22 protein-coding genes are annotated in these 24,072 nt (G+C 49.4%); 3 read left to right on the top strand and 19 right to left on the bottom strand.

Annotation, left to right across the window (positions count from 1 at the left end):
• Positions 1 to 698: 698 nt before the first annotated feature.
• From MHI45_RS23040 to MHI45_RS23010, 7 genes are all read right to left on the bottom strand, one after another.
• Positions 699 to 1,892, bottom strand: coding sequence for an IS256 family transposase (locus tag MHI45_RS23040; RefSeq protein WP_076114668.1), 1,194 nt, complete (start codon positions 1,890 to 1,892; stop codon positions 699 to 701).
• Positions 1,893 to 2,282: 390 nt separating this feature from the next.
• Positions 2,283 to 4,082, bottom strand: coding sequence for an ABC transporter ATP-binding protein (locus MHI45_RS23035; protein WP_076110301.1), 1,800 nt, complete (start codon positions 4,080 to 4,082; stop codon positions 2,283 to 2,285).
• A gap of 13 nt (positions 4,083 to 4,095) precedes the next feature.
• Positions 4,096 to 4,554, bottom strand: a complete 459-nt coding sequence (locus MHI45_RS23030; protein WP_038586029.1) for a lasso peptide biosynthesis B2 protein — start codon at positions 4,552 to 4,554, stop codon at positions 4,096 to 4,098.
• Positions 4,551 to 4,850: a lasso peptide biosynthesis PqqD family chaperone gene (locus MHI45_RS23025; protein WP_076110300.1), complete on the bottom strand. Its 300-nt coding sequence runs from the start codon at positions 4,848 to 4,850 to the stop codon at positions 4,551 to 4,553. The genes MHI45_RS23030 and MHI45_RS23025 overlap by 4 nt, the downstream gene beginning before the upstream one ends.
• 4 nt (positions 4,851 to 4,854) lie before the next feature.
• The gene (locus tag MHI45_RS23020) at positions 4,855 to 5,787 is read right to left on the bottom strand and encodes a hypothetical protein (protein ID WP_076110299.1); all 933 of its coding nucleotides are present in this window, start codon (positions 5,785 to 5,787) and stop codon (positions 4,855 to 4,857) included.
• Between the two features lie 114 nt (positions 5,788 to 5,901).
• Entirely contained in the window at positions 5,902 to 6,027 is a 126-nt protein-coding gene (locus MHI45_RS23015) for a paeninodin family lasso peptide (protein WP_038586022.1), read from the bottom strand.
• Positions 6,028 to 6,058: 31 nt separating this feature from the next.
• Positions 6,059 to 7,987: an asparagine synthase-related protein gene (locus tag MHI45_RS23010; protein WP_076110298.1), complete on the bottom strand. Its 1,929-nt coding sequence runs from the start codon at positions 7,985 to 7,987 to the stop codon at positions 6,059 to 6,061.
• Positions 7,988 to 8,442: 455 nt separating this feature from the next.
• On the opposite strand from MHI45_RS23010, the gene MHI45_RS23005 reads away from it, so the two are divergent.
• Positions 8,443 to 8,874 (top strand): NUDIX domain-containing protein, encoded by a 432-nt coding sequence (locus MHI45_RS23005; protein WP_052091810.1) that lies wholly within the window; start codon positions 8,443 to 8,445, stop codon positions 8,872 to 8,874.
• Positions 8,862 to 9,377, top strand: a complete 516-nt coding sequence (locus MHI45_RS23000) for an AAA family ATPase (RefSeq protein WP_340894785.1) — start codon at positions 8,862 to 8,864, stop codon at positions 9,375 to 9,377. The genes MHI45_RS23005 and MHI45_RS23000 overlap by 13 nt, the downstream gene beginning before the upstream one ends.
• 11 nt (positions 9,378 to 9,388) lie before the next feature.
• Here the strand turns inward: MHI45_RS23000 and MHI45_RS22995 are convergent, their stop codons facing one another.
• On the bottom strand, positions 9,389 to 10,846 hold the full coding sequence (locus MHI45_RS22995) for a serine hydrolase domain-containing protein (RefSeq protein ID WP_340894786.1): 1,458 nt from the start codon (positions 10,844 to 10,846) through the stop codon (positions 9,389 to 9,391).
• A gap of 347 nt (positions 10,847 to 11,193) precedes the next feature.
• On the opposite strand from MHI45_RS22995, the gene MHI45_RS22990 reads away from it, so the two are divergent.
• Positions 11,194 to 11,787: a GNAT family N-acetyltransferase gene (locus MHI45_RS22990; protein WP_340894787.1), complete on the top strand. Its 594-nt coding sequence runs from the start codon at positions 11,194 to 11,196 to the stop codon at positions 11,785 to 11,787.
• An 82-nt stretch (positions 11,788 to 11,869) separates the two neighbouring features.
• On the opposite strand, the gene MHI45_RS22985 is transcribed toward MHI45_RS22990, so the two are convergent.
• From MHI45_RS22985 to MHI45_RS22935, 11 genes are all read right to left on the bottom strand, one after another.
• Positions 11,870 to 12,766: an SDR family oxidoreductase gene (locus MHI45_RS22985; protein WP_076110293.1), complete on the bottom strand. Its 897-nt coding sequence runs from the start codon at positions 12,764 to 12,766 to the stop codon at positions 11,870 to 11,872.
• A 185-nt stretch (positions 12,767 to 12,951) separates the two neighbouring features.
• Positions 12,952 to 14,649, bottom strand: a complete 1,698-nt coding sequence (locus MHI45_RS22980; RefSeq protein ID WP_340894789.1) for a hypothetical protein — start codon at positions 14,647 to 14,649, stop codon at positions 12,952 to 12,954.
• A gap of 151 nt (positions 14,650 to 14,800) precedes the next feature.
• Positions 14,801 to 16,036, bottom strand: a complete 1,236-nt coding sequence (locus MHI45_RS22975; RefSeq protein WP_341119487.1) for a GGDEF domain-containing protein — start codon at positions 16,034 to 16,036, stop codon at positions 14,801 to 14,803.
• 176 nt (positions 16,037 to 16,212) lie between these two features.
• Complete coding sequence (locus MHI45_RS22970; protein WP_076110290.1) at positions 16,213 to 17,055, bottom strand: aldo/keto reductase; 843 nt, start codon at positions 17,053 to 17,055, stop codon at positions 16,213 to 16,215.
• Positions 17,056 to 17,242: 187 nt separating this feature from the next.
• Positions 17,243 to 18,010: an ABC transporter permease gene (locus MHI45_RS22965; RefSeq protein ID WP_038585999.1), complete on the bottom strand. Its 768-nt coding sequence runs from the start codon at positions 18,008 to 18,010 to the stop codon at positions 17,243 to 17,245.
• Positions 18,003 to 18,929, bottom strand: a complete 927-nt coding sequence (locus tag MHI45_RS22960) for an ABC transporter ATP-binding protein (protein WP_038585997.1) — start codon at positions 18,927 to 18,929, stop codon at positions 18,003 to 18,005. Before MHI45_RS22960 ends, MHI45_RS22965 begins: the two co-directional genes overlap by 8 nt.
• A gap of 81 nt (positions 18,930 to 19,010) precedes the next feature.
• Positions 19,011 to 19,706, bottom strand: a complete 696-nt coding sequence (locus MHI45_RS22955; RefSeq protein ID WP_052091808.1) for a response regulator transcription factor — start codon at positions 19,704 to 19,706, stop codon at positions 19,011 to 19,013.
• Positions 19,666 to 20,616, bottom strand: coding sequence for a sensor histidine kinase (locus MHI45_RS22950; protein WP_076110289.1), 951 nt, complete (start codon positions 20,614 to 20,616; stop codon positions 19,666 to 19,668). The genes MHI45_RS22955 and MHI45_RS22950 overlap by 41 nt, the downstream gene beginning before the upstream one ends.
• A 129-nt stretch (positions 20,617 to 20,745) precedes the next feature.
• Positions 20,746 to 21,897, bottom strand: a complete 1,152-nt coding sequence (locus MHI45_RS22945; protein ID WP_076110288.1) for an ABC transporter permease — start codon at positions 21,895 to 21,897, stop codon at positions 20,746 to 20,748.
• Complete coding sequence (locus MHI45_RS22940) at positions 21,898 to 23,019, bottom strand: ABC transporter permease (protein WP_076110287.1); 1,122 nt, start codon at positions 23,017 to 23,019, stop codon at positions 21,898 to 21,900.
• 22 nt (positions 23,020 to 23,041) lie between these two features.
• A complete protein-coding gene (locus MHI45_RS22935) occupies positions 23,042 to 23,977 on the bottom strand; it encodes an ABC transporter ATP-binding protein (protein ID WP_076110286.1) in 936 nt (311 codons plus the stop codon).
• Between the last annotated feature and the right edge of the window lie 95 nt (positions 23,978 to 24,072).

Here is a 24,072-nt window from a genome sequence, read left to right as displayed (position 1 = left end):
GATTTCGCGTGCTTAATCGGAGGACGGCACAAGAGAAGTATGTGTGTGGCGATGGGTGAGCAGGGTATCGGGTGTGCGAGGCGTTGGGTGAACTGAGTTTTGAGTGAGCGGAGTATTGCGTGTGTGGGATGTTGGGTGAACTGAGTTTGGGTGAGCCGAGCATCACGTGTGCGGGGTGTTGGGTGAACTTATACAAAGTGCCGAGCATGGGGTGAGTAAGCATTGCGCGTGCGGGATGTTAGGTGAACTGAGTTTGGACGAGTCGAGCATCGCGTGTGCGGGATGCTAGGTAAACTGAGTTTTGGACGAGTCTAGCTTTGCGTGTGCGGGTTGGGTGGTCGAACATCTAGTGCTGTATGTGGCAGTTAAGCCCACTAATAGCGTCAGTGGGCTTAGAGAGCATTTTCAGTATTTATAATAAGAACTATCAAGGAATCTGGTGTACTTCATACACTAGATTCCTTTCTTTTGGAGCTCAACTAGCATTCTGTTGTATTTCGTACACTAGATTTCTCAAATATAGCTGCATATCGGCGGTTCTGCGAAATTTGACTGCACAAAGTACAGTAGAACCGAAATATACGGTAGCGTCAAGAAGTTTGTGTAAAGAGTAGAAGTACCTCCCCGGGTACGGGTTGGGGGTGTAGGTGTTTCTGGGGGAAGGGGGAACCCCGACCCCCAGAAACAGGATTTATCAGTTACTCCTCTCCGGGTGTGGGCAAGGAAGGGTAGCGCGCTTCAAATAGCTCATTTAGCTTCTTTTTGACGGTATCCATACCAAAGCCAGGGACGACCCGTTCTGCATGACGCTCATTGTAGTCTAGCATTTCTAGATACACGATTTTCTCGGCCGCATCCATATTCGTCAAACTGTTCATCGGTTTGAGGCGCTTGCGGATTTCCTTGTTCATTCGCTCAATGGGGTTCGACGTGTAGATCGCTTTGCGGATGGATTCCGGATACTTGTAGAACGTTAGGAGTGTGGACAACTGTTCCTCCCAAGACTTCATTTCCTTCGGATACAGCTTGTTCCACTTGGCCTTGACCGTATCAAAGGTAGCCCGGGCCACTTCCTCATCCGGTGCGGTATATACCGTCTTCAGGGCTTCAATGACATCGGTTTTGTGCTCGATTCGGATTTTGGGGAACGTGGCTCGCACTTTGTGCACGACACAATGCTGCACATCCGCCTGCGGGTACGTCTCTTTAAAGGCAGCATCGAGCCCTGGAAGTCCGTCAAATACACCCAGCAGCACTTCCTGCGCTCCGCGGGTGTACAGGTCTTTAAGGACCTCCCGCCAGCCATTCGAACTCTCTTGACCGCCAACGTAGAACCCCAGGATTTGACGTTGTCCTTCTTCGTCGATACCCATCGCAAAATAGACCACCTCCCCACGGACAGTACCCCGTTTGAGCTTCACGTACAGCCCATCCAGATAGATCACGGAGTAGCGCTTGCTTAACGGTCGTTTCTGCCACTGGTGGATATCGTCAAGGACGGTAGCGGTAATATTGCTAACGGTTGTCGGAGAGTAATGGCTCCCGAACATGCTTTCAATAAAACGGGCTACATCCCGGGTTCCCATGCCCGATTTGTACATCTGGATCACCGCCTCCTCGAGCCAACCGTCCCGCCGCTGGTACGGCTCAAACAGCTGAGTTTGGAAGAGGGCCTGGCGGTCGCGGGGGACCTCCAGACCCTCCAGGTTGCCGTATTTTGTATGCAGATCTCGCGTGTAGTATCCGTTGCGGCTATTGCGTGTACCTGCTTCCTCACTGGACATGAACGCCTGGATTTCGGCACGCATGATGGATTCCATGTTGTCTTTGACAAACTGAGTGACAAGATTTTCAAATAGATTATTCAGCTGGTTTTCGGGTAAAATAGTCATCGAGTAGGGTTCCTTTCTTGGTGGACTTCGCAATCCCGAGAATACCCTACTTTTTTGTTGCCTGACTAGGCTCCAAATCTTGGTACACAACTTATTTTACGCCATCAAATATACCTGCTTTCAGTGAAATTTTGCTGTACAAAGTGCAATCATTTTCAAGTTCCATGCCAAATTGGCTGATAGATGTGACACCAAAAGCCCCTCCCTGCCGATTTCGGTAGAGAGAGGCCATGCTATTCGTCCATTCGTTCATTCGTCCAATTCGTTCATTCGTTCATTCGTCCATTCGTCTACTCATCTATTTGTCCATTCGCCTGTCATCTATCTATCCCTCTAAGATATCCAGTCGTCAACAGGCCTCGCCAGCTTCAACCCGAAACTGTACGTCGCCTACATCGCCTCTTCCTGGCTGCTGAGCAACCGGCTGAACATGCCCCCTTTTTCTGAGGCCAGCCCGCCGAACACGCCCTGCTGGATGACCCGCCCCTGGTCGATGACCAGAATCTGATCGGCTCCCCGGATGGTGGACAACCGGTGGGCGATCACGATTACCGTCACGGAATGCTTTAGCCGCTCGAGCGCTTCCTGAATCCGCTTCTCGTTTTCGGTATCGAGCGCGCTTGTTGCCTCATCCAGGACCAGGATGGAAGGCTTGCGGATAATCGCGCGTGCCAGCACCAGACGCTGCCGTTCGCCGCCGGACAGGCGGATGCCCCGGTCACCGATCAGCGTATCCAGTCCTTCCGGCAGCTTGCGGACAAAATCGGCCGAAGAAGCAAACTCCAGCGCTTCCCATAGTTCTTCCTCGCTGGCATCCGGTTTGATCATCGTCAGATTATCGCGGATCGTCGCGTTGTACAGAAAAGGATCCTGCGCTACATAACCGATGGAGCGCCGGTAAGACAGGAGGTTGTCTCCTGAAATGGACTGACCGTCGGCCCAGATCTCGCCCGATTCCGGCTGCATCAAGCCCATGAGCAGATCGACTAGCGTGCTTTTTCCTGCGCCCGAACGTCCGACAATCGCCGTCATCTTGTTAGCCGGAATCACCACATTTACCCCCTGGAGCGAATATTGCGGCTCCTGCGGATCATAACGGAAGTTCACGTTCCGGGCTTCCAGGCTTTGCTTCAAAGCCATAGGTGTAACTTGCTTCGCACTTTCCCCTTCCGTACCGTGCTCAGCAGCCTGCAGGCATTCTTCCTGCAGCGCCTGAAGCTGCTTGAAGGAAGGCAGTACAGAGGCGAGCTGCTCCATCAGCGACTGAAGGGCAGCAAAAGTCGGCCACAGCCGGGCAAACACGAGGATAACCAGCAGGAAAGATGGGCCTTCCGCGTGCAGAAACCGGAATGACACGAAGATAAACGCAGCGATCAGGAGCGTCGACGACATTTTGTACAGCAGCTGGGAATTCGAGCGCAGTCTTGTATAGTCCAGCTGCTCGTTTTTGACCTCAGCGGTAAACCTATGCAGCCAATCCAACCGGGAATGCTCCAGATTATTGCTTTTGATATCCTTGATTCCGTTCAATTGGTCCGTGATTCCGGCTAGATACATCTGGCCGAGCTGGGAGCTGCGACTGCCCAGCCTCTTGGCTTTGCGGATGAATCTGCGGGAGAACAAGGACAGCAGGACCGCACATACCAGTACAGAGAGAGTCATCTTAGGGGACAGCCAGAAGGCGAAGCCGATCTGCACCAGTGTGAACAGGAGCGAGGTGAGAAACTGCAGAAAACAGCTGATTCCAGCGAGCACCCTCGCCATTTCCGTGGTCATTACGTTGATAAGGTCCGAGGTGCGTTTTTTGAGGAAAAAGGCCCACTCTGACCGCAAAAGTGCGCTGTAAACATCATACCGCAGCTGCCGGCTGTAGCTCTGCTGAATTTCCACATTACGGACCGCGACGAAACGCGAAATCAAATTTTGACAGAGCACGATAACGACATACCCGCCGAGCACAATCCCAAGTGCCGTAGTCTGCGGCAGCTCTGACAGAAAACCGAGCATAGGTATACTGTACCCCGCTCCTGTTCCGCCTAGCTGAATACCGGCCATTCCCAGCATCGGTACAAGCAGCAGAATGGCTGAGCTCTCCAGCAGTCCGCTGATGACCATGCCAAGCAGGTTAAGGTACAGTTTAACTCCGGACAAGCGCTGAAGCTGCCGGATGTAATAGATTATGGCTTGCATGGTCCCACCTCGATTACTCGGCTTGTAACACTTTGGCAAACTTCTCCACAACTACAAAACCCTGCATGGCATCATCGCCGGAGACATAATAAGCTCCGCTGCGCAGCCAGGCATGGGCGATCATTTGACCTTGCTTATCTCTGGCAACCCCCATATAGAGTGTGCTTTCGATCCCGCGTCTCTCTAACATCTGTAGTCCAGCCACTGCACGGACCATACAGGTACTCTTCCAGGGAGTATAACGGCTGATGACACGAATCGCTTTCGTAATATGCTTAATCCGGGGAATATCGGCTGCATTGGACACCTCAGAAGTCTCCTGAGACTGTATCCCCAGCCGTGGAGCCGTTCTTGCAAACGGAAAAAGCAGCTGGATTCTCACCAGAAAAAGCCTCCATAATGCCTCTGGAATCAGCGCCACAGCAGCCTTGTCAACGGTCAGCAACAGGCGGATGCGACGGAGGGTTGTCATGATCCGCTAACATTTAAGACGAGATCCTCATCCAGCAGACTTTGCACAAAAGCAACCACATCCTGCTCAGCAAGCTCCGCCGAAACTTCAAAAATCTCCTGGATGGTCTCCACAATCCGTCTTACGGTAACCGGTGATGCCAGCGCCGACCAAATCTCTCCGCCAACCTCACCCAAATTGTAGTACTTGCCATTCTTCACATTCAGCATGACTTTCTCGCCATCCATGTCGCTGGCGATATTGCCCTCACGCTGCACAAGGACCGTTTCGAGGGACAAAATATTTGTAGTATTCATAGGTTCATCTCTCCTCCACTTGATGTTGGATCGTTTCATATATAAGCGAAGCTTGTGCCGGGGCACTGAAGCCTGCTTCAGGACGGGTAAGCCGGTACATCGGCAGCCGGTTAACGAAAGAGGCCAACATGCCAAAATGCCATTCTCGGATCCCAATCCGGTCAATCATTGCCTTTTGATAAGTGTGATTAAATAGAGTATGGAACCGTTCCAGGCCGCTGATGGCCTGCAGGGTTACCGGACTTTCTCCGGCCGCCGACAATTCAAACACACCTGCGAGCGGCAGCGGTTCAGCCTGGAAGCGGTCATGCACGGGTACGGCAAATTTAGTTTCACGTTCGAATAACGGGCGGTAAGAGGACGAATTCATTCCCAAATAGTCCAAGCTCTGCTGCCACAACTTTTGCTGCGGATAGCCTGGAATTGCTAATGGATGTCCATTTTGCACCATAACGGGAATAACGTCGTCGCTGATCAGCAGGTGGCCCTGATCCATCAAATAGGAGGCGAGTGTCGATTTACCTGCCCCTGAACGCCCAACCAGCGCGTAAGCCTTGTTGTCCAGTACAAGCGCACTGCCGTGAAGAGGGAGAATTTTTTTTTGCATCAGCAGAACGCCCATGCAGCTTCCCAGAATAAAGAGCCGTACACAGTCGCCGTCCGCACCTGGTGCAGGTGACACTGTAATCGTACTGCCGTCCCGAATGGAGAAAATAGCGGTGTCCTTGGCCTCAAACATAACTTCGTTCCCTGATACACCCAGGCTGGCTGTGACCTTCGGAATGGCCTGCCAACGCTCCGACAAGTCTTCTTGAATGACCGATACACTGCCGATCAACCCCGGCTGGTCAGTAAGAGGAAGCTCCGGCAAGGGAAATTCACTATGAATTTGCAGGCCAAATGCTTTATAAGCCAAGCCTTGAACGATACTCGCCATACGATTCACTCCATCCTGTAAATTCACATGTTCTAAAAGGTGATGATGAAAAGATAGCCCTTCTCCCCCTTCAGCAAGCATAGGGGGATGAGGGCCGCACGACCAAAAGCAGTCTTAGGAGTAGTGCACGATCTCATCCGGATCATCTTGGAAGGAGTCGGCGAGTTTAAATCCTGGTCCAGCCATAGTCATTTTAACGTCGAGCACTTCCAAAGCAGGCTTGCTGTATTCCTTTTTCATATTCTTTCACCCCCTTTCAGGCGTATTTCGATCAGGATAATGATTTCAGAAAGCGGTAAAATACAAGTCCCCGTGTAAGGAGGCGGAACTCCGAATTGTAAATCATCTCCGGTTTAGGCTCACTAATCCGGTCCAAACATCCCGCAAGCACATTGTTGTTCAAGTAGGCTGTAGTCCGGGGGTCCTTAATCATTTCCCGAAGCTCTCCGAGGAAGCTGTCCCACTGCGGCTGCATCCGGAGAATCCCGTCTGCTCCCTGCACCCCGCGCTGCTTCCGATTCATTCTGACTCCATCCGGCAGACGTCCCTCCATGGCTCTGCGAATCAGGGAACGGTCCACACCGTTCTGGACAAACTGTCCCTCCGGCACGGACAGGCAGAAGCGGATCACGCGCAGATCATTCGTGGGATCACGGTCCCATACCCGGTACTTCAGCGACATCTTGGTAGCCACTGTTCCGTTGACATTCCAGATATGCGGCTGCTCAAAATGCTTCTGGCGGATATCATAAACCGTCTGTGAAGAGGGTCTACGGTCCATATTGAATTCCCGAAGACGTTCATGGACCTCCGTTCGTTTGGCAAAATCGGGATGAATCAGCTCAAGCTGCATCTCCCGTTTCCGGGGCAGCAGCCGCTCAAGCGCCGGAAAGGCCTTTTTGCCGACGATCTGCAGCACCTTTCTGCGGTTCGCTTCCATCGACTGGTTGTATTGCTTATTCTCACGGTAGAAAGAGAGCCACCGGAATTCACGAATCAGCTTGGCCTGATAATCCAGCGCAGGTCCCCAGGAAACACTCCAATTGCCTCTTTGTCCACTCAGCAGAACACCAAGTCCCTGCTGTTGTGCCTGTTCAAATATGCCTTTAAGCCAGTAAGAATTTTCAATGAACTTGTAGGGCATCTCCAGAATATCCAGCCATTCGTCAATCTCGGTATAAGGACTCTGCTCGGGAAAGTTCAGAAAGCTCGGCTCAATATTCCCTACATGATCAATCGTCTCCTGAATAAAGGGACGCTCATCTGCTACCCTTTTGCCCAGATTAAAACCGGTAAAGCTGTCTACAGGATAATAACTGAAGGTGTGCAATGGTTTCCCGCGGCGACGGAGTTCTTCAGCAGCGAAGCTGACTACCGAGCCGGAGTCAAGCCCCCCGCTCAGGTTGGCACCGGCGGCAAGATGGGTCCGAAGCCTGTCTTTGACCGCCTGTCCGAAGACTTCGCGGAAGGCTTCCTCGTATTCCCCGTTGGAGCCAAGACGCAGTTTAGGCGGTGCCTGCAATATAAAGTAACGGGAGAATGTAATTTTCTCCCCGGTGATGGTCATGGAATGTGAAGGCGGCAGCTGTTCAATAGCTTGATAAACCGTTGAAAAGCAGTCCGTGGCATCGACTCTATTCTGAATAGCCAGAAACTCTGAGACCCATTCTTCATTCAGCTTATGGCTTACACCCGGCATAGATAAGAGCGGATGAATAACTGTGCAAAAAGCGAAACTTTCAGTGGATCTATGAAAATAGAGCGTCCGGTTGCCGGAGAAATCTCTGGCTCCGAAAAGGGTTTGCTTGCGCTCGTCCCAGATCATGAAGGCAAAGTCTCCTACCAGATGAACGGGTGTCTGATCTCCCCACTTCTCGTAGGCGAGCAGGATAAGCAAGCTGTCGGGTATGGTGTCCCGGTCTTCATAGGGCACCTGAAGCAGCCCAAACAGCTCGCTGCGGTTGTCGATAATGGCATCCGCTGTAATTGCCAGCCTCCGCTCGGGATCATAAAACGGCAGCTTTTCGTTCAAGGATTGTGGAGTAATCCACTGCGCCCGGCAACCGAGGAAAATCCCCTGACCCTGCCAGCCCCTGGCATCATCCGCAGGATAACGGCTCAGCTGCTGCATAAGACTCGGTCCCTGATCAGGATTAAGATTATGGTGCTGCAATTGGCAGATACCGGCGATTGCGCTCATTTTGTGGCCTCCACCTGTATAAAAAATCTCCACTCGGCTCTTAAAACCCGGCAGGAGTTTTCCAGCGTTTATATTTTAATAGTTCTTAATAAAGAACACTTCTTAATATATAAGATAACGGTATTGCCATTCATTGTGAATAGCACCTAAGACTACTTTTAGGTATCCTTTAGCGTATTGACCTCAGTAGACTTTTGTGGTAGGACAAAATAACACTTTTGACCTTAACGGGTTAATGATCATACAGAAAAAAAACGTCCAAGAGAGATCCTGGGACAGCGGGAGTACATGTCTCTGCCGGTAGTCAGTTCGATATTACTGCTTCCGGGAATAGTTAGTGCCGTCGGTTGATTATTGTTCGGCCATTGCTTACTATAATAAATAGTATCGGCAACCTGATCAGTCAGCCACCAGACAAGCAATACCCTAAATATAACGATTAAGGAGTGTCTATTGTGTCAAATAAACTGATCGGCGCGGCAGCAGTCATCCTGAATCTGGAAGGGCATGTCCTTCTGGTTAAACACAGCTACGGGAAATACAATTGGGAACTGCCCGGAGGGTTATCCGAGGCACAAGAGTCGGCAGAGGAAAGCGCGCGGCGCGAAGTGCTGGAGGAAACAGGTCTTAAGGTCACTCCAGAGTCTTTAACCGGGGTCTACTATGACCCGGGTAATGACATGCACCATTTTGTTTTCACTTGTAAAGAAGACTCATATCAAGCACCTAAGCCCTGCTCGCCGGAGATTGTGGAGTGCAAATATTGTGCTGTAGACGATCTGCCCCGGCCCATTAGCGATTTCACAGTGCAAAGAATCCTGCACGCGCTGAATCCCGCCAGCCAGCAACTTTTCCATGTGATCGGACCCAGACAATGGACCGAGTAAAACCAAACAGGATTCATATCATTGGTCCCGTCGGCAGCGGCAAATCCACCTTAGCAAGAAATCTGTCCTCCGCATTAGATATCCCTTATTACGAGCTCGACAACATCGTATGGAGGCGGACAGAAGGCGGTGATGTCAGGAACAGCGTGGAAGACAGAGACCAGATACTGAATAATATCCTTGCCTCTGACAAGTGGATCATTGAAGGCGTGCATCATAAATGGGTAATGCAATCCTTCGAGCAGGCAGAGATGATTATGTATCTGGACACGCATATCTGGAAAAGGAATTACCGCATATTCAAACGATTCGCCATACAAAAACTGGGGTTTCAAAAAGGAAATTATAAACAATCCTTTGAAATGCTGAAAAAAATGTACATATGGAATTACGGACATCAGCAGAAAGAGCGGCCTGACATTTTTGCAGCCTTGAAGCCGTATCAGGATAAGCTGCTTGTGTTACGGGACAACAGCAAGCTTCACAAGCACATTAAGCTATAAATCCGCCTGTATTATTGCTGGAATCGTCCCGTAACCCTATAGTTCGGTATATCAAGCGATACATTAATGTTGAACGCAAAGTCAATTTTGTTGTCATGGAAGGCTATTGTATAGGTGACCACATATGGCGTTTCGATGTAGAACAGGATGAGTTGAAGCTTGCTGGCATTTTCCCAGAGTGCATACGTGACCACCTCCTGCCGCTCTTGGGATAAGTCTTTAGGGAATACATCTACCCCATGAAGCGGCTTGGAAAAATGAAACAGAATGACGTTATCCCGCTCATCCCCATAGAACATATGAAGCTCAAGTTGTTCGTCTTTCCACTCGAAAATGATTTTTTGGAGACCGTGGGGATTTTCATTGATTAAATAACCTCTGTTGACCAGATTCGGTATATTTTCCGGTATAGGCTTGAAGGCAGGAACAGGATAAGCCATAGCCCCCAACCGGTGCTGGAGCTTGAGCATATCCTCAGAGTGACTGGAAATCCGTTTGACCCCACCTTGGTCTAATCGATCGATAATGAACTTATAAATCAAGTCTAAAAGATGCTGCAGCTTCGTCATATTCTCAAAGGCCGAGGTGGCGGCAATGACTATTTGCTGTTCAGGAGCCACAAAACAGAGCTGGCCAAAAGAGCCGTCCCCCCGAAACGCCCCACGCCGGCATAGATGAAATTGGTATCCATAGCCTTGTGCCGAGTCGACCCGGTCTGCTCTGGCGAGGCGGCGGTTGTCACTTTGTTCCGTAGTAGCTAATTCGATGTACTGCTCAGAAACAATTCTTTTTCCCGCATACAGTCCTTTATTCAGCAGCAACTGGCCCAATTTCGCGATACTTTCAATAGATAAGCTTAATCCCATCCCGCCTGCTGTAATGCCCAGCGGACAAGTCTCCCATGATGGGCGGGGTATGCCCAAAGGCTCAAACAATCTTGGCATCAAATAATTGACCAGACCCTGTCCCGCAACCTGCTCCATAATGGCAGACAGCATATAGGTAGAATGCGTGCTGTACACATAATAACTTCCCGGCTCATGCGGAACGTCCTGTGCCAGAAATGCCCGCACAAAGTCCTGCTCCCTGGCCACAGCAGCATAGATATTATCATGGTGGCCTGCGTTCATGGATAAAAGATGGTGCACCGTCATTTTCGCCAAGTTGGCAGAGATCCGCTGCGGCAGCTTGTCCGGAAAGAAGGAGATCACCGGGGCCTCCAGTTCCATGAGTCCCTCGTCACAGGCGATGCCTACAGCTATGGAGGTGACGCTTTTGCTCAGCGAATACAGCAATTGCGGGCAATCCGGACGATACGGTGTCCGCGAGAACTCAGCCGTTACCACTCCGTTCTGCAGCAGCATAAACTGGTTCACCTCAAGCTCCCGTTGTTCGATCGCAATGAAGAAATCTAAGAGGTCTCTGGAAGATATCCCGTGATGATCGGGGATACCTCTGGATAACTTCATGGTTTATACCTCCTAATCTAAAATATTATATAGAATGAACTTAAAAACTTGAGATAAGGAAAAGGAGCAACGGAGGGGGATTTTGGAACTGGAGGAGCGGTAGTGTCCGCCTTTGTCTTCGGATTTCTACCGCTAATAGCGGTTAAAATCAAGAAATTCTTACGACAACAGCGGCCGGAAGTCCAAATATTCACCGTAGTTGCGACTGATCCTGTACTCTAAAACCTTAAGTTCAATCTATATAGTTGTTTTATCGTTACTATTTGTTTTCCGAGTGTATTAATTCATAGTATAGAACAATTACGATAGAATATAGTCTAGTCAAATCTAATCAAGGAGTTGGACCTATGGACACCGCAGATAGCAGCCTTATTATGTTATCCATACCTGAAAGCTTTGAAAGTGAACGGCTGCTGATCCGCGCCCCACATTGGGGAGATGGTCTTGCTGTAAACGAGGCCGTCAAAGAAAGCATTGAGGAATTGCGTCCGTGGATGCCTTGGGCAAACAAAGTGCCTACCGTTGAGGAATCCGAAGCAAGCATCCGCCGCTCGCGGCTGGAATTCCTGGAGCGTACAGATCTGAGGCTGCTCTTATTCCGGAAGGAAACGGGGGAATTGATCGGCAGCAGCGGCCTGCACCGGATCGATTGGCAGTCACGCAAGTTCGAGATTGGATATTGGGTTCGTTCCGCTTTCGCTAGACAGGGGTACATTACAGAAGCCGTAGATGCCATTACGAAATACGCGATTCAGGAGCTGCAGGCGAACCGGATTGAAATCCGCTGTGATTCCCGCAATGTGCAGAGTGCAAGAATTGCTGAGCGTTCAGGCTTTACCTTGGAAGGGACGCTGCGCAACGACAAATGTGATGTAACGGGTACTTTAAGACATACTATGATATTTGCCAAGGTTCGGGGTGTAGAGTACGGAGGGGAGTGAATTCCCCCATTGTTCCTAGCTATAATAACGAAAAAAGCAGGCGCCGTTTGCATAACAGCGTCTGCTTTTTGGACTATCCTGATTACGGCGTCGGCATCCCGCCATTGGCATTCAGCGTTTCACCACTGATGTAGCTGGACTCCTGGCTTGCCAGGAAGACATAGGCCGGAGCCATTTCGGCGGGCTGGCCGGGACGGTTCAGCGGCGTCTTCGCCCCGAAGTCCTTCAGCACCTCTTCCGGCTGGCCGCCGCTGACCTGAAGCGGGGTCCACACCGGACCGGGAGCCACAACGTTCACCCTGATCCCCTTGCCCGCCACCTGCTGGGCGAGTGATTTGCTGAACGTATTAATCGCAGCCTTGGTGGTTGCGTAGTCCAGCAGAATCGGTGCAGGCTGATACGCCTGAATCGAAGAAGTATTGATGATCGTGCTGCCCGGCTTCATGTGTTTGATCGCCGCCTTGCAGAGCCAGAACAGCGAGTACACATTCGTCTTGAAGGTGGCGTCGAACTGCTCCGTAGTGAGATCGGCGATATCGGTGACGAATTGCTGCTTGCCCGCAATATTGGCCAGAATATCGACTCCGCCCAGTTGTTCGACAGCGGCGGCAATCACCTGCTCGCAGTAGCCCTCATCCTTGAGATCGCCTGGCAGAGCGACTGCCTTACGGCCGGCTTCCTCTACAAGCTTGACCACTTCCTTCGCGTCAGCCTCTTCCTCCGGCATGTAGGACAGGACTATATCAGCACCTTCGCGGGCAAAGGCAATCGCCACCGCGCGGCCAATCCCGCTGTCTGCTCCGGTAACAATCGCTTTGCGTCCGGTAAGCCGTCCGCTGCCGCGGTAAGTTTCCGCACCGTCATCCGGCTTCGGATGCATCGCCTTCTCCAGTCCCGGAGCGGGCTGCTGCTGCTGGAACTCCGGCGTGGCTTTCTGATATTGTTTCACAGGGTCCTGAATCGTATATTGATCACTCATCGTAAATTCCTCCTCAGTCCAAAATGATTCGACTCTTTTCTCTTTATGTAACCAGAACTGGGTCCTCTAAACGAAAGATTATTTCCAATCCGCAGCAAAAGGCACAACAAAAAGGCCGCCCTTACGAATAAGGATGCGGCCTGATGCTGTTAGGATCGGGAGAGAGTCCCGCTATAATTTGCTGCCTAGTTCACCGGAATCGTATAGAATAGCCGCGAACTATTGCTGTTGGTGTACCAGACAATATTGCCCCCGCTGACGACCGGATTGCATTCGGATAATACAAAATGCTTAATCGTCTGGATCGCACCTGCGGCTTGCCCCGAACCATCGATGAATACATATTTCAAATCACCCGGATGATTGTCCTTATCAAATTCCTGCCACAGCACCATGAATTTGTCATCCGTTATCTTCACCAGTTTCGGTATGGAGGCAATACGATCGGTGCCTGCATACTTAGCCAGGGTGATATGGTTAACGGAAGCGCTGGCAAGGCTGTTCTTGGGCAATACATTCAGCATAATATCCCGCTGATCCTTATCCAGCCCAACCATCTCATAAGAGGTGTAGTCTTTAACCAAGGAATGGTCGATGCTGTTCATAGCGACAATATAATTGCCTGCGGACATTTCGAATCCGCCAACCGAAACCCCGGTGGCATTCGCCCCGGTTCTCCCCGGAATCTGGAACAGGTCCACCTCGCTGTAACTCTTGCCGTCGCCTTTATTCAGGACAATTGAACGGGGATAGGCATCGCCATGATCCACAAGCACATGGCTGCTTCCATCGAACAGCACATATTGATCGAAGGAGTGGCTGACATGATTTTTCTGAAATCTTCCCATATCATTGGTCACGGTCATGGTGCCGGTGTTCACGATAATTGTGAGCTGGGACTGATGGTTTAATCCGTCTTCTGTCGTGTATCTTTCACGGCTGGTGTGGAAGACAAGCGTATCTCCCTGCTCGGCCATCCTTCCGGAGGCTGCATCAAAAGGTACTACCGTGTAGCTCTCCCCGCCTTTAACGGACACACTGTCGATACGGTTGAAGCTTTTATCATAACGGACGATGCGAATGACCTCTTTGCTGTTATCCTCTTCACGGTTCTCTTGTCCAAACGCAATATAGTTGTACTTCACACCACTGTAGAAGCCGCCGAACAGCGGAAGCTCATATGCTACTTTTTGAGTTGCTGTCAATTCATATTTGGCATTGTACGTTTCAATCGCAACCTCCTTGCCCGCCTCAATGACGCTTACTGTCCCGTCGCTATTGTTGACAAGGTAGGACTCTATTGTACTTTTCCATCTGGGAAAATTAGAAGATTCGGCATTGCTCTCCACCGGAGCCCCCGTCTTCACGCGGTACGCATGGTCCGGAACCTTAGAGTACATCGCCAGCTGGTTCAGCTTATTGTCGTATTCGAGCTCAAAGGGAATCTTGGCGGCCAAATCTCTCAACTGAAAATAATTTCTGCCGTCAATCGTGTAGGCCTTAATAGACTGCAACTGCCCGTCAAGCACCACCTTGGAATTGGACAGTGTAGCGCTATAGCTGCTGCTCTGGCTGTAATATTTGCTGCCTCCGCTCTCCTCAGGCGTATAGGCTTGTCCGGTTATGATCTCAATCGCGTTGTTTTTCTTATTCCAGGTAATATCGAACTGGCTGGAGGTTCCCGAGAAATGTTCGGCGATATCACGCAAGCTGTAATAATTATTGCCGAGTATCGCGAATCCGTTAGACTGTTTCTCTTCTCCATTAATAAATGTGCTGCTCTCTGCCACCTTAGCCTTCACCGCATTGTCCGCAAAGGTTGTGCTGCCAAAGGCTGGTGTAACCATTAACAATATAAGCAGCAGACTAAATAGCTTTTTCATTCGTTGTTTCCTCCATCGACTATAATTTTGCTAAGAATACTCCTGCCTGCTCCAACATTGAACCTTACCGAATGCCCCCGTTTCCGCTTGGTCTAAGAACCGCTATACTATGTATGTTTTTGTTGCTTTGGTGCCTTATGAAATAGAATATTTACTTACTTACGCAGTTTCTCCCTTTTTTCTTGGCCCGGTATAAGGCGGTGTCCGCAGACTTCATGACCGTATCCGGCGTTTTGTTTTTTTCATTTTTTTGGGCAACGCCGATGCTTATCGTTATGTATATGGGCCTGGCTGATCTCGTGCTTGCAGATTTCGATTTGCGCTTTGTTTTGCCTTTTCCTCTATTCTTCCCCCGCAGTGTAAAAGCACGCTTAGCCACTTTCTCGCGCAGCTCTTCCAGATGCGGCAAAGCATCCTGAATGCTTTTACCCGGGAACAGGATCGTAAATTCCTCACCGCCATAACGGAAGGGCCTTCCGCCTCCGGCAACCTCTCTTAAAGTAGAAGCCACCAGCCTTAGCACTTCATCCCCCGTATCATGGCCATAAGTATCATTGAATTTCTTAAAGTGATCGATGTCCAGCATGGCAATCGCATAATTCATCCCCAGCTTCATCATATCCTGCTTCAAGGCCCGCCTGGAAGGAAGTCCGGTCAGCTCATCGGAGAACGCCATCGAATACGAATCCTGAATGATCGAGGTAATCAGAATGATCCCCGACACGCCCCATAATATGGCATACCGGATAGGATCATACTCGCTATGCAGCACATATAACATTCCCGCCAGCACCGCAATGAAAGAAATATCCTGCGATGACTTCTGGGAAACTTGCCTGATGATAAGTCTTATCCCCGCCAACACAAAAGCAACCAGCGAGGCTTGCGACAATGGGGTGAGATCACGCAGCGTTACAGGCAGCAGATCCTTGCCGATCCGGTGCAGAATGGCGCTTTGGTCCGGGTTCAACAACCATACGGCTGCTGCTGCCTGAGCCAATATAAATGCAATGCGGAGAAGTCCCCATAGACTGAATATCCCGCGCTCCTTAAAGAAAGAGAAGATCAGGACATTAACAGGAATCACCAGGCAAAGAATGGAGTGAAGATCGGACACCGACACCTCGCCACCCGCGCCGGGCAGCTCCCGCAAATATTGCAGTGAGGCCAGACTGAGCGTAAAAATAAGGAGCAGAAAAAACTCCCGGCTGCGGTTGAATTTCCAGGAGAGGACGCCTCCGATCAGAAAGATGGGGTAGGGGGCAAGCCTCACAAGCTCCAGCTGCGGCTGGGACAAGGTATGTGTGTTATTGGCAAAGAAATACGCCAGCACAAGCAGAGCAAACGGCAGTATGATCGTGGATGCGACTTTGAGTATATTTTTCAACGTTCAATAAATCCTCCGTGTCCATTCAACTATACTTATTTATCGGTTACATGCCCGCGCCCGCTTAATTATGAATCGCACCTTTTTACCCGCCTGCACATAAAAAAACCTATCCATTACTGCGGATAGGTTTGTCCGATCTATAGCTTTTGTGAACGCACATGCGTTAAGTACGTTTAGAATTCCTCATAGGTCGCCGGATCTTGATCCGCGATACGCCCGGATGCTGAGGTTAGTCCCGAAATTGTCTCCATTTCTGCTTCAGTCAGAGCGAAATCAAACACGTTCAGGTTATCCCGCTGATGCTCTACAGATCCTGCTTTGGGAATCGGAACCGCTCCAAGCTGGACATGCCAGCGCAGGATGACCTGGGAGATTGACTTGTTATATCTTCCGGCAATTTCAGCAAGCTTGTCATTCTCTAGAATACTGCTGCCGCGTCCGAGCGGACTCCAGGATTCGGTCACGATTCCGTGCTCTTTATGCCATCGACGCTGCTCTTCCTGGTTAAACAGGGGATGCAGCTCGATTTGATTCATGCTTGGCGCTACTCCGGTTTCCTTGATCAAACGCTCTATATGCTCCGGCAAAAAGTTGCAGACCCCTATGGAGCGGATCAGCCCTTGCTTCTTGGCCTCGATCATCGCCTGCCAAGCCTCAACGTATAAATTCACATTGGGGTTCGGCCAATGGATGAGATAGAAATCATAATAGTCCAATCCGGCCCGATATAAGGATTCCTGGATCGTTTCCACCGCTTTGTCATAAGCGTGATGGCGCCCCGGCAGCTTGGACGTAATGAACAGCTGATCCCTCGGCACAGAGCTTTGGCGAACCGCTTCGCCAATCGTTCCTTCATTCTCATAATTAAAGGCGCTATCCAGCAAGCGATAGCCGGCATCAATCGCTGTTGTAAGACTCTTTACACCGCCCACACCCTTCAAGCGGTAAGTCCCAAATCCAATCGCAGGCACCTTTAGTCCATCGTTCAATTCAATTTCCGGGATTCTTTCAGTCATCGTTACTCTTCTCCTTTGTGTCGTGCAATTCCCAAACGGGCTGCACTCTATTTATGTTGAAGACGCAAACGCGCTTGCACCCAGTTCTAGTTTACCTTATTTAGTCTGGAGGTGTCGCCTCTGTAACTCTCTGTGCTTTGAGCGGATCAGGATCATTCAGCATTTAAATGGACTCGATTCAGCCTGCTCATACATTCAGGTCTTCCTTAATTTTATAACGGACTGCAATGAACGTGAATACTGCAATAGCTGCAACCGCAACAAAAGTCGTATGCATAACTTCGCCGGTATTATTGAAGTCCTTTATGCGGACCAGCGTATTGATGAGCAGGTATTTCGACAGGTGAATTCCCTCAACAAGCGATTCCAGTGCAGCCAGCGACATTCCCACAACATTTAGGGCCAGGATAAATCCAGCGGTCAAACTTACCAGCAGGTTTTTGGCGATCATTGCAATACAGAGAATCAGGATCGAAAATGCCCAATGCAGCAAAAACTGGCCGACCAGCAGTTTAACGAAAAAACCAAGATCACCAAGGCTGGCATTACCAAAGAATAGGCTTCTTCCAATCCAGTCAGACATCAGCAGCGTGATGAACAGAAGGATTATAAACACGGCCAGGATCAACATTTTCGACAAGACAGAATAGATTCTTGCTTTTCTCATCGAGATATAATTTTTGTGGAATCCGGAGTTATATTCACTCATATAGAAATAAATACTGAAGACCGCAATGTAAATCAGCATCCAGGAGGAGGGCTGTGAAATATTATATTGGATAAACTCGCTCTCATTCATGCTGCTGACCACAACGCCTCCCTCTTCAATCGACTGTGAGTATTGCTGCATCATAAAGATGCCGAAGATTTGAAAAGCACAGAACAGCAGCAGCAGCAAATACATGATTTTATTATTTCTGAAGCGGTGAAAATCCATCTTAAGGATATTAATCATAGTGATCACCCGCACTTTCCGTCCGTTCCAGGAAGTATTGCTCCAGGCTCTGCTTATGCTTATAAATTGAATCTACCGATACCCCATGATCCACCAGCACCTTCGTAATTTGCCGGATTTCAATGTTCCGGTCATAGACATACAGCGTTTGACCGTAGGCAACCTTGTACTTTGAGATTTGCAGTTCCCGCTCCAAAACCGGAATGGCCGTTTTGGCTTCATCCACCCCGATCTCAATCCGTTCCTCACATTTCTGCAGCAGTTCTTCTCTGGAGATCACCTCAACAATCTCACCCTGATGAATAATTGCATACTTAGTCGCGATTTTGGATAACTCCTCAAGAAAATGACTCGAAATGATAATGGTTAAGCCGTCTTTGTTCAGCTCCAGGATCAACTGTCTAATCTCAACAATACCTTCCGGGTCAAGCCCGTTGATCGGCTCATCGAGTATCAGGACATCCGGACTTCCGAGTAAAGCAATCGCTATGCCGAGCCGTTGTTTCATCCCCATGGAATAGCTTTTGACTTTAGCTGTATTCTTATGATCTAGTCCAACCAGCTGCAGCAATTTCTCTATCTGCTTGTTCCTATCCTTGAGGCCATAAGCCATGGCCAATAGATTCAAGTTCTCATAGGCCGAATAATGGGGATAGAGTCCGGCATTTTCAATCAGCACGCCCATCCGCTCGAAGAAAGACTGATTCTCACCCGAAGACCGGTTAAAAAAATGAAGTTCTCCCGACGTCGGATAAATTAATCCGCCGATCATTTTCAGCAGCGTCGATTTCCCCGCCCCATTTTTCCCGATTAATCCTACAATCTCACCTTTGAATATTTTGAGATCGGCATTCAGCACAGCGGTTTTTGATTTGTACCTTTTCGTAAGTCCACTCATTTCAATAATACAATCTGACATGGTAGCACCCTCCTTCACCATAAGTTAACAGGATGAAGGCTAAGACATCGCCAATAAAAGGTTAAGAAATGTCAAAGCGTTTCACTTACTCAGCCTGAAGCCGATTCCCCAGATCGTATCAATATAAGGTTCACTATCATAGCGCTTAATTTTATTGCGGATATTGCTGATATGCACCGTTATCGTTTTGTCTTCTCCCATATAGATTTCATCCCATGCCAGCTCGTACAAATCCTGCTTCGTGAATACCCGCGTTGGGTTCCTCACCAGCAGTTCAACAATTTTATACTCCTGTCTCGTCAGACTAAGTGTCTTATCCTTTACTTTGACACTGTATGCCGTGCTGTCCAGCAGCAGGTTTTTATGCTTGTACTCCTTGGAGGATTCATCTGCCGCGTTTCTTTTGATATGGACATGGATGCGGGCAATCAGCTCTTCTATTTCAAAAGGCTTGGTGACATAATCGTCTGCTCCCAAAGCGAACAGGTTCAACTTATGATCCAACTGGTCTTTAGCCGACAGGATGATCACCGGGACCCCAGACTTTAAATCCTTCCGCAAATAATGCATGAATTCTTCCCCCGATAAACCGGGCAGCATCAGATCCAGCACAATGAGTTGGTACTCGCGGTGAGCCAGATTCATCTTCCCTTCACTGCCGGAATATGCTTGTGTGCAAAGAAACTTGTCTGCTGTAAGACCGTCATAAATAATTCCGTTAATATGTTCATCATCCTCAATAATCAGGACCCGCTGATTGTTCCCGTTCCCGCACATCTGCATTCTCCTTCGCTGTTTTCATAAATTCTGTTTTTAGGCAAAAGGTATCGCCGATGCATTCGGCCTCCGTATCTCCGTTCATCTTTTCCATAAGTGATTTCACAATTGATAGACCCAAACCGGAGGAATGAACGGTACGTGAAGGATCTTCTTTATAGAACCGGGTGAAAATCCGCTCCATATTGACCTGGGTCCCTGCCTTCAGCAGATTGGTGAAATGGATACACACGGTATCCTGCTTATCCTCATAACCAATAGATAACGAACCTTCCCCATGTATAAAATAGTTGCCGACGATATTCGCAAATACCCGCTCCACGGCATTCACATTCCCCACGATAGAAACGGGCAACTCCGGAAGATTAAGCATGGGTTCATCACCGGCCCGGGAAAAATCATCAATGAAATGAAATAAGTTCCGCTTCAGCACATCCATAACGTCAACAGATTCAAGTTCAAAGCTATATTCCGGATTCTGCAGCTTGGTGTATAAAAACAACTCGTCAACCAACTTGATGATCTGCTGAATTCTGGATTGGGCTAGTGTTACATATTGTGTCTTGTCTTGAAGTTGTTCTGAGCGCAGAGCTAATTGGAGATAACCATCTAATGAAGTAAGCGGGGTTCTGATATCATGCGACAGGCTGATGATCGTAGAATTCATCTCTTCATTTTTCCGGCTGAATTGCTGATCCAGGGCTCTTTGACGGCTTAACAAAGCATTGCAGCGGTGGATTAAGCTATCGATTTCCTTAGGCTTTAATTGTGTTCCTATAAACTTAAAAGAATTATGTTCCATAATAAAAGACAGCTGATTCCCGATATCCCTAATCTGGCTTTTATAATACAGCAGGTAAATAGTTTGGGCCATTAACAAAATAATAGCTATAACCAGGACAATAATCATGGTGTCACTTCCTTCCATATGAATATCATTATATACGACTACACATCAAAAAAGAGACGCGGCTCTCACACGTCCCTTTTTCTTCCCTGTTCTACATTCTCAATTCACCGCTAACAGAGAATCCGCATATTAAACAAAATGTCTCGTATCATTATTCCGACCAAAGTTATAGGTCGCGAGCAAGAAAAAGACCACGGAAAAAGCGAATAAAATCAACAGATTAAACCCTATCCCGCCGAAGTTCTCCCCGCTCTGCAGACTTTCGAACGACTCCAGTACCCAAGTCTGGGGCAGGAAGCTCGCAATCCGCTGTACCGCCTCCGGCATCACACTAACCGGGAAGAAGCAGCCGGAGATGAAGCAGGTCGGAACGATAATCAGATTCTGCAGCGCACCCGCAGCAGCCGTACTTTTCGCCACAGACACGATAACAAGCGAAATGCTGACGGATACCAAGGCGAATAAAATCAACAGCCCGAACATCTCCCACATAGCTACGCCCGGATCGAGCCGGAATACTTCCCGCATAACGAACAAAGTAACAGCGATTTGGGCAATCATTATCAGCAAATTCACTATAATATTGGACAGCACATATGTCCGGGCGTGAACAGGTGAGGAGAGAATGCGGAAATACGTGCGGTTCTCCCGATTTTTCAGGATCAGCTCCGACAGGTTTACCGCCGAGGTCATCATGAACATGATCAGGAAACCAATGGATTGAAAAGACATTTCCTGCGCAGCAGAGGTATCCTCCACCCATTCGGACTGCAGCTGGAATTCCGCGCTCCGGTACTCCTCATACAGCTCATTAAAAGCAGTCTCCTCTCCACCGGCTGCTCTGCCGATAGCCGCCACATGATCGATATATCCATACAGCATCGACTTGAGATATAAGGTTGCTTCTGCCCCCTTCAGCGACTCTATTTCGATATGACCGGGTTCGCCTTGCAGCACACTCTCGGAATAGCCGGATTCCATAATGAGCCCGCTGTCCAGTTTGCCGCTGGCAAGCCGGGTTGTGAGTTCATTTTCCGTCACCTCTGCTAGTTGTATATTATCCAATCCCCGCATGAAGCCTAGCGTATCTGCGGCAATTCTGCCTCCGGTGTCCTTATTCACAATACCCACCTTGAGCACAGTTGGCCCTTGCGAGCCATAGAGCAGTGTACACAGTAGAATTCCGGCAACCGGAAGGCCAAAATATAAAATCAGAGCGGAACGTTTCCGAAAAGTAGCTTTCAAGGTCCTCCAGACCAGAAACCAGATATCCTTCTTCATTTACATGCCCTCCTTATGCCGCATAATCACAATCGCCGCCCCCAGAAACAATGCCGCCAGTCCCAGGTTCAGGCCCATAACCGGCCAGGCAGCTGACAACCGGTTTCCATAGATCACCTCAGTCAGCGCATGATTGGCCCATTGGTTCGGTGACAGCTTAACCACCCATCCCAACAGCCCCCCTCCATCACCTACAGGAAAATATGCGCCTCCCGCCAGTGAAGCAATCTGCAGTACAATCATAATAATGCCTTGTGATGCCGCTCCCTTTAGAATATAACTGCCGGCCAGTCCGAAGCTGATCGCCATAACCACTTCCGACAGCAGCACACCGAGCACGATTGCCATATGTTCTCCCCAATAGGCATTGAACACGTATTTGCTGAACAGGATTAACACAAGGACACATAACATATTAATAACCAGACTGCCCATCAGCTTGCCCGTCAGCATCTCCCGCTTCGATAAAGGTGCCGTCATCAGTCTGGGGGCTGTGCCCCGTGTAATTTCATTCTTAATCAGCCCCGATGCAGGCATTGCGCTCCATAATCCGATCATCACGGTCATCGCCAGCGCATAATAATCAATCGAACCCGGCTTCCGGTCAGGAACAATCGATACCTCTTGAATATAATTCCGCTGTGCAGGGTCAATGATCAACAGTTCCGCCTTCCCCGGCTGGAGCCGGCTCACAGTCTCAGCTGCATTATAGCTGTCTGTAAACGAAACCAGCATTCCCTGTACTATGCTGCTCTCAAGTGTACTGCGGCTGCTTCCATATAGTTCAATCCCGCTATCCTTAAGCTCTATGTAGCTTGCATACCGGCCCTTCTCTACTTCTTCACGTCCGTTCATCCCTGTCTGCAAAGGATCCATCTGTATCCCGGATTTATCTGCTTCTAAAGAGAACAGGCTGAATGCCCGGGATAAGGGTTCATTTGCGCTCATATCCTTCACAATCACCTTTACAGTCCCGATACTGACATTGCTGTTAAACGCATTAGTCAGTGTGAGCCCGAGAATAAGGATCAGCACAATCGGGAAAGCGAGCATGAACAGCATCGTGCCCCAGTCGCGGACCCCCTGTTTTATCTCCTTGAATGCAATCGACAACGTATTCACCGGTTATCCTCTCCTTTCCCAGTCAGTCCCGCAAGCTGCGTCCTGTGAGTGTCAGGAACACGGTTTCCAGACTTGGCTCCCGCTCCTCCACCGACCGGATTTCCGCCCCCTCGTCCATCAGCTTCTTCAGGATCCGGTTCAGATTGTCCACCGCCGCATCGCTTTGAATCACAATAACCTGCCCGTCCTGCTGCACGGTACGGATGCCCGGTATGTCTTTCAAATGTTCTCCTTCCCCTCCGCCTGATGACTTCAGCTCCAGACGGATATCCTTCCTATCCGTAATGCTCGCTTTCAGCTGTTCCTTGGTGCCTTCGGCTATAATCTTGCCATGGTCCACAATGGCGATCCGTGAGCACAGCTCCTCGACTTCCTCCATGTAATGGCTTGTGTAAATGATCGTGCTGCCCGTTTCATTCAATTGCCGTACGGAGGACAGGATGTAATTGCGCGACTGGGGATCAATTCCCACGGTTGGCTCATCCATAATAATCAGCTTCGGCTTATGGGCGATCGCACAGGCGATATTCAGGCGCCGCTTCATGCCTCCCGAGAAGGTCTTGGGAAAGGCCTTGGCTTTATCGCCCAGCCCCACGAACTCTAATGCCTCAAGCACTCTTTCCTTCAGCACAGTTCCTCTCAGTCCATATAATCCGGCAAAAAAACTCACATTCTCATAAGCGGTCATATCCTCGTAGATGGCTAAATCCTGCGGCACAATGCCAAGATTCAGCTTGGCGAACCGGCTCTCCTTCATAATATCCTTGTCCAGAATGCGGATTTCACCTCCACTGGGCCGCAGCAGGGAGGAGATCATATTAATGGTTGTGCTTTTCCCCGCACCGTTAGCTCCGAGAAATCCGAAGATTTCGCCTTCCCGGACCGTTAAGGACAGGTTATCGACAGCCAGAAAATCGCCGAATTTCTTCGTCAGGCCTCGAATATCCAATACATTCATGCCGGAATCCCTCCAATTTTTCAGTGGCTTGCTGCCTGTTCTTCTTGTGCAGTTCTATTGTAAGAAAAAAGGATGCCCTTATGTCAGTGCATAAG

Source organism: Paenibacillus sp. FSL H3-0321, assembly GCF_038002865.1.
GTDB lineage: Bacteria > Bacillota > Bacilli > Paenibacillales > Paenibacillaceae > Paenibacillus_AQ.
The sequence above is the reverse complement of the archived record's forward strand: the minus strand, read 5'-3'. Positions and strand labels throughout refer to the sequence as shown.